At 73.4% G+C, this 13,370-nt stretch carries 13 protein-coding genes; 5 read left to right on the top strand and 8 right to left on the bottom strand.

The genetic code is table 11. The annotated features are described in order from the left end of the window. Positions 1-186: 186 nt before the first annotated feature. The 4 genes from fxsA to ACIQPT_RS31185 form a co-directional block, all read right to left on the bottom strand. Positions 187-795, bottom strand: coding sequence for an FxsA family membrane protein (gene fxsA / locus ACIQPT_RS31200; protein WP_401160731.1), 609 nt, complete (start codon positions 793-795; stop codon positions 187-189). Positions 796-889: 94 nt separating this feature from the next. After that, positions 890-1,657, bottom strand: a complete 768-nt coding sequence (locus ACIQPT_RS31195) for a polyprenol monophosphomannose synthase (RefSeq protein WP_401160729.1) — start codon at positions 1,655-1,657, stop codon at positions 890-892. 485 nt (positions 1,658-2,142) lie between these two features. Beyond that, positions 2,143-3,789, bottom strand: coding sequence for an amidohydrolase (locus ACIQPT_RS31190; protein WP_401160727.1), 1,647 nt, complete (start codon positions 3,787-3,789; stop codon positions 2,143-2,145). Positions 3,790-3,856: 67 nt separating this feature from the next. Then, positions 3,857-4,297, bottom strand: a complete 441-nt coding sequence (locus ACIQPT_RS31185) for an Lrp/AsnC family transcriptional regulator (protein WP_015607305.1) — start codon at positions 4,295-4,297, stop codon at positions 3,857-3,859. A gap of 202 nt (positions 4,298-4,499) precedes the next feature. On the opposite strand from ACIQPT_RS31185, the gene ACIQPT_RS31180 reads away from it, so the two are divergent. After that, on the top strand, positions 4,500-4,898 hold the full coding sequence (locus ACIQPT_RS31180) for a hypothetical protein (RefSeq protein ID WP_401160725.1): 399 nt from the start codon (positions 4,500-4,502) through the stop codon (positions 4,896-4,898). Positions 4,899-5,057: 159 nt separating this feature from the next. Further along, entirely contained in the window at positions 5,058-5,363 is a 306-nt protein-coding gene (locus ACIQPT_RS31175) for a hypothetical protein (protein ID WP_401160723.1), read from the top strand. Here ACIQPT_RS31175 and ACIQPT_RS31170 read toward each other — a convergent pair. Next, positions 5,326-6,498: an acyl-CoA dehydrogenase family protein gene (locus ACIQPT_RS31170; protein WP_401160722.1), complete on the bottom strand. Its 1,173-nt coding sequence runs from the start codon at positions 6,496-6,498 to the stop codon at positions 5,326-5,328. The genes ACIQPT_RS31175 and ACIQPT_RS31170 overlap by 38 nt on opposite strands. A 385-nt stretch (positions 6,499-6,883) precedes the next feature. Between ACIQPT_RS31170 and ACIQPT_RS31165 the strand changes: the two genes are divergently transcribed. Beyond that, entirely contained in the window at positions 6,884-8,158 is a 1,275-nt protein-coding gene (locus tag ACIQPT_RS31165; RefSeq protein WP_401160720.1) for a glycoside hydrolase family 18 protein, read from the top strand. 93 nt (positions 8,159-8,251) lie between these two features. On the opposite strand, the gene ACIQPT_RS31160 is transcribed toward ACIQPT_RS31165, so the two are convergent. Next, complete coding sequence (locus ACIQPT_RS31160) at positions 8,252-8,404, bottom strand: SCO1431 family membrane protein (protein ID WP_401160718.1); 153 nt, start codon at positions 8,402-8,404, stop codon at positions 8,252-8,254. Between the two features lie 472 nt (positions 8,405-8,876). Between ACIQPT_RS31160 and ACIQPT_RS31155 the strand changes: the two genes are divergently transcribed. Then, on the top strand, positions 8,877-9,362 hold the full coding sequence (locus ACIQPT_RS31155; RefSeq protein ID WP_401160735.1) for a hypothetical protein: 486 nt from the start codon (positions 8,877-8,879) through the stop codon (positions 9,360-9,362). A gap of 109 nt (positions 9,363-9,471) precedes the next feature. Continuing rightward, complete coding sequence (locus ACIQPT_RS31150; protein WP_401160716.1) at positions 9,472-10,914, top strand: PepSY-associated TM helix domain-containing protein; 1,443 nt, start codon at positions 9,472-9,474, stop codon at positions 10,912-10,914. Positions 10,915-10,975: 61 nt separating this feature from the next. Here ACIQPT_RS31150 and ACIQPT_RS31145 read toward each other — a convergent pair whose 3' ends face one another. Together ACIQPT_RS31145 and ACIQPT_RS31140 are read right to left on the bottom strand one after the other, a co-directional pair. After that, entirely contained in the window at positions 10,976-11,758 is a 783-nt protein-coding gene (locus ACIQPT_RS31145) for an SAM-dependent methyltransferase (protein ID WP_401160715.1), read from the bottom strand. A 208-nt stretch (positions 11,759-11,966) separates the two neighbouring features. Beyond that, positions 11,967-13,331 (bottom strand): peptidase C39 family protein, encoded by a 1,365-nt coding sequence (locus ACIQPT_RS31140; protein WP_401160713.1) that lies wholly within the window; start codon positions 13,329-13,331, stop codon positions 11,967-11,969. Positions 13,332-13,370 lie beyond the last annotated feature (39 nt).

The raw sequence follows: 13,370 nt of genomic DNA, 5'->3' as shown, positions 1-13,370 counted from the left end.
CCACGACGGCGCGGCCCTCCGCGGCGGCCCCCTCCCCGCCGGCGGACCCCACCCCCTCACCCCCCCCCCCCCCCCCCCCCCCCCCCCCCCCCACCCCCCCCCCCCCCCCCGCCCGGGCCCCCCCCCCCCCCCGCGCCCCCCCCCCCGCGGCTCTTGGCATGCCCTCCCCGGTCAGGAGGTGGGCCGTCAGGGGGTGAGGGGCGGGCGGGGACCCCGGGGGTCGTCGTCGGGCCCGGAGGACGCCTGGGTGCCGTCCTCGCGGATGACCTCGCCCTGGACGACCTTTCCGTCCGGACGGTGCATCCTGGCCTGCTGGAAGGCGTCCGAGAGGCTGCCGGGCGACGCGGCCCGCATCCGGCGTTCCAGCGAGCGTTCCGCGTAACGGCTGATCATGGTGCGCACCGGCGGCACCAGCAGGATCAGTCCGACCGCGTCCGAGATCAGGCCGGGGATCAGGAGCAGCAGCCCGCCGAGCATCAGCAGCCCGTTGCCCCGGGAGCCCTTGCCGCCCGCGGGGGCGGCCGGCGGGGTGGCGGGGGCGCCGGGCTGTCCCGGCATCTGCTGGAGGGTCTCGGTGAGGTTCTTGAAGGCGCGCCGGCCGGCGCTCTTGATGACCACGGCGCCGAGCACGGCGCCAGCCACCAGGACCAGCAGGACGGCGAGGCCGCCCGCGGCCGAGGCGACCAGGGTCAGCAGCCAGATCTCCAGGACCAGCCAGGCGGCCAGGGCAAGCGGCAGGAATCTACGGGCGCGCGAGCGCCGGGGACGGGTCGGGGGCGGAGTGCCGGTCGTCATGTCCCCAGTGTGCCCGCAACGGCGTGCAAGCGGCGTAAGGGGGTGATCATGAAGCGGTCCGGTCCGCCCTCGCCGGGGCGGTCGCCGGGGGCGGTCAGAGCGTCTTGCGGCCCAGGACCTTGTTCGTGCGGGAGGTGACGCCCCAGGCGGTGACCCGCCACAGTGCCTCGACGAGGATGTCCCGGCTCATCTTCGAGTCGCCGATCTCCCGGTCCACGAAGGTGATGGGGACCTCGACCACGTGATAGCCCGCCTCGACCGCGCGGCGGGCGAGATCCACCTGGAAGCAGTAGCCCTGCGAGGCGACCTCGCCCAGGCCGAGTCCGTCGAGGGTCTCGGTGCGGAAGGCGCGGTAGCCGCCGGTGACGTCCCGGACGGAGAGGCCGAGGGCGAGCCGGGAGTAGAGGCTGCCGCCGCGCGAGATCACCTCACGGCTCTTGGGCCAGTTGACCACCCGGCCGCCGGGCACCCAGCGGGATCCGAGGACCAGGTCGGCGCCCTTGAGCGCGGTGAGCAGCCGGGGCAGCTCCTCGGGCTGGTGGGAGCCGTCGGCGTCCATCTCGACGAGCACGCCGTAGCCGTGCTCGGAGCCCCAGGCGAAGCCCGCGAGATAGGCGGCGCCGAGCCCTTCCTTGCCCTTGCGGTGCAGGACGTGCACCTGGCCGTCGGCCGCGGCGATCTCGTCGGCCGCCTTGCCGGTGCCGTCGGGGCTGTTGTCGTCGGCCACCAGGATGTCGGCATCCGGGACGGCGGTGCGCACCCGGCCGACGATCGGTCCGATGTTCTCGACCTCGTTGTAGGTCGGAATGATCACCAGAACCTTGCCGAGCGGGCCGAACTGCCTCTGACCGCCGTCGTTCACTACTGCCCCTTAGAGTCCGTACACAGGGGGACACCATATCCAGCACAGCGGCCGGCAGAACGCGCCCCCACGGTGGGAACTGCGGATCGGGGCCCGGCGCCCTTCGGGCCGACCTGGGACCCGCTGGCTGCGGGTCGACCGAAAGCCGTTGTCTACTGAACGTCCGGGCCCCACCCGGGTCCCACCCTCCGACCGGCCGCAACCTTCCCTCGCCCCCGAGGCGCGGGCGCTGAACCTGGCTGTCGGCGGTGGTGGGCCGGTGCGGCACACCACCTCATGACCCAGCGGCGTTCGACGACTGCGTGGAGGTTTAACCGGTCGGACGTCCTGTGGTGGACCCGGCCGAACCTACCGGCCGGTGGGCGCGTTCTGTCAACAGTCGTGCGACCTGCGACTTTTCCCGAAATCGCCTGGTCAGTGCCGAAGGGGCGCAGGTCGCGGACCAGCCGTGGGGCCATCGATCGGCGGTACGAAATGTCCCGACGTCACTCGTTCGGTCGCACGTAGACAGTTTGTCCGAAGACCACCGTCCGCAGGCAGACGGGAAGGTCGGCCCCGGGTGTCAGATCCGGCAGGCCCGGCGTGCCGGACCGGGGGTCGGTGGACCATCGGGCGACCCGGTCGTCGGGGGCCTGGACCAGCAGTTCGGCGGTGCGCCAGACGGCGTAGTCGGCCGGGGCGCCGGGCACCAGGAGGCCCGCATCGTCGCGGCCGATGGCTCGCCAGCCGCCCCGGGTGTGGGCGGTGAACCCGGCGCGGACCGAGATGCGGTGCTCCGGGGTCCGGTGGTGCGCGGCGGCCCGGACGGTGCCCCAGGGGTCGAGCGGGGTGACCGGGCTGTCGGAGCCGAAGGCGAGGGGCACTCCGGCGCGCAGCAGCGCCGCGTACGGGTTGAGGGTGGCGGCCCGCTCCGCGCCGAGGCGCTCGGCGTACATCCCCTCCGGCCCGCCCCAGGCGGCGTCGAAGGCGGGCTGGACGGAGGCGGTGAGGCCCAGTTCGGCGAAGGCGGCGATGGTCTCGGGGGTGAGCATCTCGGCGTGTTCGACGCGGTGGCGGGCGGCCCGGATCCGGTCGAGGCCGAGCGTCCGGGCGGCGGCCCTGATCCCGTCCACGACGGCGGCGACCGCGGCGTCGCCGATGGCGTGGAAGCCCGCCTGGAGGCCCGCCTCGGTGCAGGCGGTGACATGGGCGGCGATCCGGGCGGCGTCCAGATGGGCGGTGCCGGTGTGCGGGGCGTCCGCGTAGGGCTGGTGCAGGCAGGCGGTGTGCGAGCCGAGGGAGCCGTCGACGAACAGGTCGCCCGCGGCGCCGATCGCGCCGAGTTCCCGGATGCGCCGGGCGTCCTTCTCGTCCGCGATCTCCTCGGCCCAGAGGCCGAAGACGCGCGGGCCGGGCCGCTCGGCGGCGAGGGCGAGGAGGCCGGTGAAGTCCTCCTCGTCGGAGATCTCGGGCCCGCCGCACTCGTGCACGCTGCCGATGCCGAGGGAGGCGGCGTGGTCGAGGGCGGCGCGCTGGGCGGCGGCCCGCTGGGCGGACGACAGCGCGCCGTGGGCGGCGGCCCGTACGGCGTGGTGGGCGTCGCCGGTCAGCGGCGCGTCGGGGTGGTATCCGGTCATCCCGGTGACGCCGGGGACGAGGTCCAGCAGGGCGGTCGTGACGACCGCGGAGTGCACGTCGATCCGCGGCAGGTACAGGGCCCGGCCGCCGGCCGCCTCGTCGAGCTCGGCGCGCGAGGGGTGGCGCCGCTCGGGCCAGCGGGCGGCGTCCCAGCCGTGTCCGAGCAGGACGTCGCCGGCGGCGTGGCGGTTCGCGAACGCACGGATGAGGCCGAGGGCTTCGGCGAGCGTACGGGCGCCGGAGAGGTCGAGCCCGGTCAGGGCCAGGCCGGTGGCGGTGGTGTGCACATGGGCGTCGGTGAACGCCGGGGTGACCAGGGCGCCTTCGAGGTCGACCACCTCGTCCACGCCGCTCGCGAAGGCGTCGGCGGCCCCCTCGGACCCCACCCAGGCGACGTGCCCTCGTTCGACGACCATCGCGGTGGCGAACGGGTCGGCGGGGCTGTGGACGTCGCCGCCGCGCAACAGCACGGTGCGGTGTTCGGGGGCGCTCTGGGGGGCGGTGCTCTGGCTCATGGGACCAGTCTCGCGCCTGCCGGGACCCGCCGGCCCCGCGACCCCCCTTGAGGGGCCCTACGGCTTCTCAGACTCGCGGGGGCCGCGCCTCGTACGGGGTGGACAGGACGACGGTGGTCCGGGTGGACACGCCGGCGAGGGTACGGATCCGGGTGAGCAGGTGTTCCAGCTCCAGCGGGGTCGCCACGCGCACCTTGAGGATGTAGTTCTCGTCCCCGGCGACGCTGTGACAGGCCTCCAGTTCGGGCACCCCGGCGAGCCGTTCGGCGATGTCGTCGGGTGCGCTCGGGTCGAACGGCTTCACCGAGATGAACGCGGTGAGGGGCAGCCCGACGGCCTCGGGGTCGACGACCGCGGCATAGCCGCGGATCACCCCGCGCTGCTCCAGTCTGCGGACGCGCTGATGAACCGCCGAGGTGGACAGGCCCGTGGCCTTGCCCAGGTCGGTGTAGCTCATCCGCCCGTCCTTGACGAGCAACTCAACAATCTGACGGTCCAGCTCCTCCATGCGGATCAACCTATGGCCCAGGGCGTCTCCCGGCACAGTCGCGCGGGTCACGGAACGGCACCTGCGGGCGGCATGTGACGAACACCACAGGCCTGCGGGTCGGTAGCGGGCCGCCTCACGGTTATCGGCCACGCGCGACGGGAAGTGCTTGCTGTGGTCGAGGCCGTGGCGCCTTGTCGGCCCACCCGAGGGGGGAATTTCCATGCAGAGCCTGAAGCTCACCGGACGTACCGAACCGGAGCCTGTCGATCCGGACGACGACGGTACCGCCGACGCGTACGACATGTTCGAGATGGTCCGGGTGATCTGCCCGGACTGCGCCCAGCCCATCGCGCTGCTGGCCGACGAGGACGTCCTGCCGGAGCACGCCCGGTGCCCCACGCCGTGGAACCCCTTCGTCCTCACCGTCTGCGCCGGGACCGGCCGCGGTGTGAGCGACGCCCGGCCCGCGGACGAGACGCTGGAGCTCCAGGAGCAGGAAGCGGGGCTGCTGCTGACGCTCCCCCAGGGCCTCGACTGGCGGATGCAGCCCTTCTCGCACGCCGGAGGGCCCGGCTCCCGTCCGGTGCGTGTGCCGCGGATGCGGCGCGAGGCCGCCTGACCCCGTACGCCGTACGCCCGCCCAGCACCACGACGGCCCGGCCGCCGTGGTGCCCGCGGTTCCCCTGCACCTGCACCGGCGCGGGGCGTGAGCCCCCGCGAACGGGCGCTCGAATCGGGGTGCCAGTGACCCCGGCCCGTCCTGCCGCGTTGGCCCTGTATGACCACGCTGCATTCACCAGTCGGTTCGGGTCGCCGCAGACTCGCCGCACCCGCCCCCGAAGAATCGGTTCCGCAGCCGGGTGCGCCCGCCCAGCCGCTGCCCCGCTCCACCGGGGCCTCACCCATGGGCACCCCGGTGGACCCGCCGATCTACAGCGCGCTGCTCCGGCAGTGGGAGAGCGCCGGCCGCACGCTGCCCGGCCGCCGCGACCCGGAGTGGAACCAGGCCGCGGCGCTGCCCTCCTGGTCCGAGATGCCGCTGCGGTTCAGCGCGTCTCGGGACCCGCGAGGTGGCGCGCGATGACCATGCGCTGGATCTGATTGGTGCCCTCCACGATCTGGAGCACCTTCGCCTCGCGCATCAGCCGTTCGACCGGGAAGTCGAGCGTGTAGCCGTAGCCGCCGAGCACCTGGACGGCGTCGGTGGTCACCCGCATGGCCGCGTCCGTGCAGAACAGCTTCGCCATGGCGGCCTGCCGGGAGAAGGACTCCCCCGCGTCACGCAGCCGGGCCGCCTCCAGATACAGCGCCCGGCCGGCCTCGATCTGGGTGGCCATGTCGGCGAGCATGAACCGCAGCCCCTGGAAGTCCGCGATGGGGCGGCCGAACTGGCGCCGGTCGGTGGCGTACCGGACGGCCTCGTCCAGGGCCGCCTGGGCGACCCCGATCGCGCAGGCGGCGATGCCCAGGCGCCCGGAGTCGAGTGCGGACAGGGCGATGGCGAAGCCCTGGCCCTCCTCGCCGATGCGCCGGTCGTCGCCGACCCGTACGCCGTCGAAGTGGAGCTGGGCCGTGGGCGAGCCCTTCATCCCCATCTTCTTCTCGGGGAGCGCCGCGTTCAGCCCCTCGGCGTCGCCGGGGACGAGGAAGGCAGTGATGCCTCGGGGGCCCTCGACGCCGGTACGGGCGAGGACGGTGTAGAAGTCGGCGACGCCGCCGTGGGTGATCCACGCCTTGGTGCCGGTGATGACCCACTCCTCCCCGTCCCGTACGGCCTTGGTGCGCAGCGAGGCGGCGTCGGAGCCGGAGGCGGGTTCGGAGAGGCAGTAGGCGCCCAGCAGGCCGCCGGTGAGCATGGCCGGGAGGTGCGCGGCGCGCTGCTCGTCGGTGCCGTAGCCGGCGAGGGCGTGGCAGGCCAGCGAATGGACGCTGACGCCGAGTCCGACGGTGAGCCGGGCGGCGGCCAGTTCTTCCAGGACCTGGAGGTAGACCTCGTAGGGCTGGTCGCCGCCGCCGTGGGCGGAGTCGTACGGGAGTCCCAGGAGTCCGGCCTCGGACAGGAGGGTGAAGACCTCGCGCGGGAAGACGCCCGCGTCCTCCTCCTCGGCCGCCCGGGGCGCGATCTCCTTCGACACGATGTCGCGGACGAGCGCGACGAGCTGCCGGGACTCCTCGGTGGGCAGACGGCGTTCCACCGGCTGCGGGGCACGGTCGGACATGACGGCGCTCTCCTCCCTGTCGGGCGTTGCGACGGTCGCACGCTCGGGGTGGGAGAGGCGCCGCCGGGTGATCTCCCGGAAGTGACCCGGGAAAAACAGACTGCCCCGCCGATCCTGCCCTCCCGGGTCACGGGTGGCACGGTCATCGGCTGTGGCGGGTTGAGTATGCCCGATCGAATGCCTCCCGTCACGGGGCAACGGGCAGGTCGGACGGCCTGGAGGGCCGCCGGGAGATCAGCGAATTGGTCCGAACCATTGACCCAACTGGTCTAGTCCTTCTACGGTTCCACCGAACGCCTAACGCGTTCATGTCAAACCGGGTGCAGTCGCCCGGTGTTCGGCCAGCACCCCCCCACGCACCAGCCCTCCCCCACGAGGAGCCACGATGCTCAAGCTGCACCGTCCCCGCGCCCGGCTCCGGGCGCTCGCCGCGGCCGCCTGTACGGCGGCCCTCGGCGCCACCCTGCTCGGCGTCGCGGGCATGTCCCCGGCCGGCGCGACCCCCGCCGCACAGCCGGCCGCGGCGCCCGCCGCCGCCGATGCCGCCCCCACCGCGGCGGGCGACAAGGTGATCGGATACTTCACCAACTGGGGTACGTACGACCGCAATTACCACGTCAAGAACATCGTGACGTCGGGCTCCGCGGACAAGCTCACCCACATCAACTACGCCTTCGGCAATGTGACCGGCGGCAAGTGCCAGATCGGCGACTCCTACGCCGACTACGAGAAGGCCTACACCGCCGAGGAGTCGGTCGACGGGGTCGCCGACACCTGGGACCAGGAACTGCGCGGCAACTTCAACCAGTTGCGCAAGCTGAAGGAGCTCCACCCCGACCTCAAGATCCTCTGGTCCTTCGGCGGCTGGAGCTGGTCCGGCGGCTTCGGTGAGGCCGCGCAGAACCCGGCCGCGTTCGCGAAGTCCTGCTACGACCTGGTGGAGGACCCCCGTTGGGCCGATGTCTTCGACGGCATCGACATCGACTGGGAGTACCCCAACGCCTGCGGTCTCACCTGTGACACCAGTGGCCGCGACGCCTACGGCAACCTGCTGGGCGAGCTGCGCAAGACCTTCGGGAACGACAACCTGATCACCTCGGCGATCACGGCGGACGGCTCCGACGGCGGCAAGATCGACGCGGTGGACTACGCGGGGGCGGCGAAGCATCTCGACTGGTACCTGCCGATGACGTACGACTTCTTCGGCGCGTTCGCGGCGCAGGGCCCGACGGCCCCGCACTCCCCGCTGACCTCCTACCCGGGGATCCCGACGGAGGGCTTCAACTCCGACGCCGCGATCTCCAAGCTGAAGTCGCTGGGCATCCCGTCGGAGAAGCTGCTGCTGGGCATCGGCTTCTACGGCCGCGGCTGGACCGGCGTGACGCAGTCCGAGCCGGGCGGCAGCGCCACCGGAGCGGCGGCGGGCACGTACGAGCCCGGCATCGAGGACTACAAGGTCCTCAAGAACAGCTGCCCCGCCACGGGCACGGTGGCCGGCACGGCGTACGCCCACTGCGGGAACGACTGGTGGAGCTACGACACCCCGGAGACCATCGGCACCAAGATGACCTACAAGAACGAGCAGGGCCTGGGAGGCACGTTCTTCTGGGAGCTGAGCGGTGACACCGGGAACGGCGAGCTGATCAAGGCGATCAGCTAGGCGTTCACGGGGTACGCGATCTCCAGGGGCGGGGTGCCGGGCGGGCGCCCCGCCCTTGCGCGTGCCCCGCCGCCCGGAGAGCGCGTCAGGCCGTCACAGCAGGCCGAGCTGGGTGACCAGCATCGCGAACACGACCACGAACGCCCAGCCGGCGATGTGCTCCATCAGCTTCGAGCCGTCCCCGGGGCCGCCGGTGCGCGCACGGCGGGCGTGGTGGGTGTTTCCTGCGGCGGTGGTCGCGGTCATGGCGTCTCGCTGTTCGTACGACGTCGGCTGGAGTCCCCCGTGACCCGACCAGAGTGCCAGGGCCCCGGGCCGCGGAAAACGAGATCCCGGTCACGGCCGGACGCGGCCCGGACCTCCGAAGGCATCCCGTTCCCCCGGGTGCGGCACGGGGATCGGGCAGGGTCCGGGGCACGGACAGGGGTGCGAACGGAGGCGCGCTGTGGGCGACGCCACACCGGGCCCGGGGCGTTTTTTATATCCAGCCACGTACGGGAACCTTTTCGGCCACCCGGCCGACTACTGCCTCATGGGAAGAGACCGCGGCACCGAGCCCGCCGCCGAGCCCCGGAAGGCGGCTGGCTACCTTGTGCCCATGCGTGCACCGGGCGGCCTGCCGAGGCGAGCGGCCAGGGGCCTGCTCTGCGGTTCGGCATGCCTGCTCCTCGGTGCGGTGAGCCATGTCGCGGCGGGCGGACGCCTCCCCGGCCCGGGGATGCTCGGCCTCCTGCTCCTCGCCCTGACCGTGCAGGGGACGCTGTTCCTGGGCGGCCGGCGACGCCACCGCTTCGATCTCGTGGTGCTGGTGCTCGGCGCGACGCAGTTCGCCCTGCACAACGCCTTCCACTTCCTTCCGGCCCCCGGCGGGACTCCGCACCCCGGGATGCCCGCCGGGCACGGGCACCACATGCCCGCCGGACCTGCCATGGACGCGCACGCCGGGCACGCCATGGACGCCGGGATGACCGGGGCCCACGCGGCGGCCACGCTCGGGACGGCCCTGTGCGTGCTGTACGGGGAGCGGGTCCTGCGACGCCTCGCGGCCCTGGTCGCCCCTCGCGTCGTCCTGCGGTGGGCCACCTCGCTCCCCTGCCCGCCCCGGCCGCGCCCGGCGCCGCCGGTGGTGGCGCGGATCCGGTTCGGGGCGCTCCTCGCCCGGTCCCGGTCCCGGCGGGGGCCGCCCGTGGCGACCCCCGCCTGACCTCCCCCGCACCAGCCATCGACGCCCGACGTGTTCCGGCGTCCATCAGGCGTGCGTGCGGGAGGCGTCGGGCGCGCGTCCGCCACCGTCCGCCCTCCGAGGAGCACCCATGTCCCACAGAACCGAACACATAACGCAACACGAGCATGAAGCGGCCGAAACCCCGGCGAAGAGACCGGCCCGCTCCTGGGCGGAGGTGCGGCATCTTCTGGTCCGGCTGCACTTCTACGCCGGTGTGCTCGTCGCCCCCTTCCTGCTGGTGGCCGCGCTCACCGGACTCGCGTACACGTTCACGCCCCAGCTCGACCGGCTCGTGTACGGCGACCAGTTGCGGGTCGAGCGGGTCGGCGACGAGATGCGCCCGCTCTCCGAGCAGATCACCGCGGCGCGGACCGCGTACCCCGAGGGCACACTGGCGTCGGTGATCACACCGCCGGGCCCCGAGGACACCACCCGGGTGGTGCTCGCGGTGCCGGAGCTGGGCGAGAACCAGCGCACGGTGTTCGTCGACCCGTACACCGCCGAGGTGCGGGGCGAGTTGACGACCTGGTTCGGTTCGACGCCGCTCACCACCTGGCTCGACGACCTCCACCGCAATCTCCACCTCGGTGAGACGGGCCGCCTGTACTCCGAGGTCGCCGCGAGCTGGCTGTGGGTGGCCGTCGCGGGCGGCCTCGTGCTGTGGCTCGGGCGCAGCCGCGGGCAACGTGCCGAGTCGGCGCGGGGCGTGCTGCTTCCGGACCGTACGGCCCGGGGGGTGCGACGGACCCGCAGTTGGCACGCGGCCACCGGAGTGTGGCTGGCGCTGGGGCTGCTGTTCCTGAGCGCCACCGGCCTCACCTGGTCGCAGTACGGCGGCGAGCGCTTCGGGCGGCTGCTGGACGCGGCGAACGGCACCGCCCCAGCCCTGGACACGGCGCTCCCGGGCGCCGAGGCGCCGGCGGAGGACCACTCGGAGCACGCCGGACACGGCGGTTCCGGGAGCACGGCGGCCGACGCCGACCCGGCGGACTTCGACGCGGCCCTCGCGGCGGCCCGGGGCGCGGGCCTCGGGGGAACCGTGGAGGTGACGCCTCCGGCGGACGCGGCGAGCGCGTGGGTCGTGGCGCAGACCGACAACACCTGGCCGGTGCACTACGACCGGGTGGCCGTGGACACCACGACCGGTGAGATCACCTCGCGTACCCGCTGGGCCGACCACCCGGCACTGAACAAGCTCAGCAAGCTGGGCGTGCAGGGCCACATGGGCGTGCTGTTCGGGATCGTCAACCAGATCGCGCTGGCTCTCATCGCACTGGGCCTGACGGCCGTGATCGTCTGGGGCTACCGCATGTGGTGGCAGCGGCGGCCCACCCGGGCCGACCGGCCGGCGCCGGTCGGCAGGGCCCCGGAGCGCGGGGCGTGGCGGCGGCTGCCGCTGCCGGTCCTCGTCCTGGGCGTTCCGGCCGTGGCCGCGCTGGGCTGGGCGCTGCCGGTCCTCGGGGTGACCCTGGCCGGGTTCCTCGTGGTCGACGCGGTGGTGGGAGCGGTCCGCCGACGCCGTACCGCCTGACGGCGGCGGGGTGAGGCTCCCGGGGCCGGCGTCGAGGAACGCCGGCCCCGGGAAGGGGCCGTCACTTGCGGCCGACGCCCGCGTACATCGCGACGTCCGGCGTCACCTGCTCCGGCCGCCACGCCGAGCACGACACCACCCCGGGCTCCAGCAGTTCCAGGCCCTCGAAGTAGCGGGCGACGGCGGCCGGGGTCCGCTGCGTGAGCTTCGGGGTGCCGTGCTCGTTCCAGAACGCCACCGCCTCGTCCACGTCCGGCATGTCGGGGTGGGTGACCGTGTGGGACAGGACGAGGTGGCTGCCGGGGGCGAGCGCGTCCATGAGCCGACGGACGACTCCGTAGGACTGCGCGTCGTCCTCGATGAAGATGACGACCCCGAGCAGCATCAGCGCCACCGGCTGCGAGAGGTCGAGCGTCTTCGCCGCCGCGGTCAGGATGCCGTCGACGTCCCGCAGATCGGCGTCCAGGTAGTCGATACGGCCCTCGGGCGTCCCGACCAGCAGCGCCTGGGCGTGTGCCAGCACGAGCGGGTCGTTGTCCACGTACACGACACGGGCGTCGGGGGCCACGCGCTGGGCGACCTCATGGGTGTTGTCGGCGCTGGGCAGCCCCGTTCCGATGTCCAGGAACTGCCTGATGCCCTCCTGCTCGGCCAGGTGGCGTACCGCCCGTCCCAGGAACAACCGGTCCGCCTTCGCGTAGGCGCCGATCCCGGGGTGCAGAGCCCGGATCTCGTCACCGGCCGCCCGGTCGACCGGGTAGTTGTCCTTGCCGCCGGTCCAGTAGTTCCAGATCCGGGCGGTGTGGGGCCGGGTGGTGTCGATGCGCGATTCGATGTCGGTCACGCGTTCAACATAGCGCGCACCTCCGGCAACTCCCGTACTCCGGGGGCGCTTTGCCCAAGGCCGTTCGCCCTGGACAGGGCCCGCCCGTGGACCCGGTGGTCGGGGCGGTCCCGGCCGGGACGCAGCGGTGCGCCGTCGTGCGGCCGTGGCTCGGCCCGGCCGGGTCGCGACCATCAGGCCGTCGGGACGGCCGCGGAACCGGGCCTGCTCACACCAGGCCGAGCGACCGCAGGACCCGCTGCTGGGACGGCGTCGGCCGGGCCGGCCAGTAGACGTAACACACCCCGCCCGTGCCGCTTCTGACCTGGCCGTTCGCGTCGTACCTCTTGGTGCGCAGCCAGATGTTCTCCCATTCGCGCCGTAGGTAGACCCGGCGTACCGCGTCGTTGTCGGGCGACGCGGGGTCGTTGGCGATGACGTCGCCCTCGGGGGTGAAGCCGATGACCGTCATCAGGTGGCCGGCCGTGCCGTATCCGGCGCCGGTCAGCTCCTCGGCCAGGAAGGACTGGGAGGTGATGACGGGGATTCCGGCGCGGACGAGCCGCTCCACGTCGGTGAGCGAGCCGAGCCGGGTGACGACGGCGTTCAGGTCGCGGTACGTGGCGGCGTAGGCGGCGTTGAACGGCCAGTTGCCGCAGCCCTCGTACTGGTAGTCGTAGGTGTGGCGGGCGGCGTGGCAGACCTGGGGGTCGGGCAGGCCGGGCTTGACCCAGGCGAGGTCCTCGGCGGTGGGCTTCCGGCCCCAGTACTCGATGATCATCTGCGAGGAGGTGGGGCTGCACCACGCCTCGCCGCCGTTGTCGTACTCGGGGTACTGCCCGATGTGGACGTTCTGCGAGTAGCGGGGCACGGGGAGTTCGCGGGCGTGGGCGGGGGTGGTCGCGGGGACCGTGAAGCGGTCGGGCACGTCGGAGGCCATCGCGCCGACCCGCCAGACGGTCGGGGTGAGGCCGCTGCCGGGGGCGCGGTGGAGGGTGAGGCGCAGCCGGTAGGAGACGAGGCGTACGCCGCTCGCCGGGTCGTCCACCGCGAGCGTGTCCGTCCATACGGAGCTGTGCGGGTCGCCCTGGCCGTCGACGGACGTACGGCGGATGTCGCCGTCGCCCGACGCCCAGCGGCCCATCACGAACCAGGGGGTCTCCGTGCCGTCCGCGTAGGCGCCGCTCAGCTCGACCTGGATCCAGGTGCCTGCCGGGGTACGGGCGTTCCAGGAGGCGATCACCTCGGTGGCGGGGACGGCGGAGTGGTGGACGGAGGAGGTCCAGGTGGCGTAGTCCCAGGCGGCCGTCGTGCCGGTGTGGGGGTCCGTGTGGTCGATGCGGCCGGCCGGGCCGGCGATCACCAGGCCGGGGCGGGCGCCGGGGAGTACCCGGGTGCCGTCGCCCGTGCCGCAGCGCCAGTCGGTGTAGGTGTGCCAGAAGCGGTTGTCCACGAGGGCCTTCGGGGCGGCGGAGGGGCCGGCGGACGAGGGTGCGGCGGCCGTCGCGGACGGGGCGGAGGCCACCGTGCCGGCGGCTGCCGCCGCCGCGAGCGCGGCGGTCAGAACGGTTCTGCGCGAAGTCGGACTGGTCATGGTCGTGACCCCCGGTCGGATGCGGAAGGTGGTCTGCGG

It is taken from the genome of Streptomyces sp. NPDC091289 (assembly GCF_044757365.1).
Classification (GTDB): Bacteria; Actinomycetota; Actinomycetes; order Streptomycetales; family Streptomycetaceae; genus Streptomyces.
Note: the sequence above shows the minus strand (reverse complement) of the source record. Positions and strands in the feature narration are given on the sequence as shown.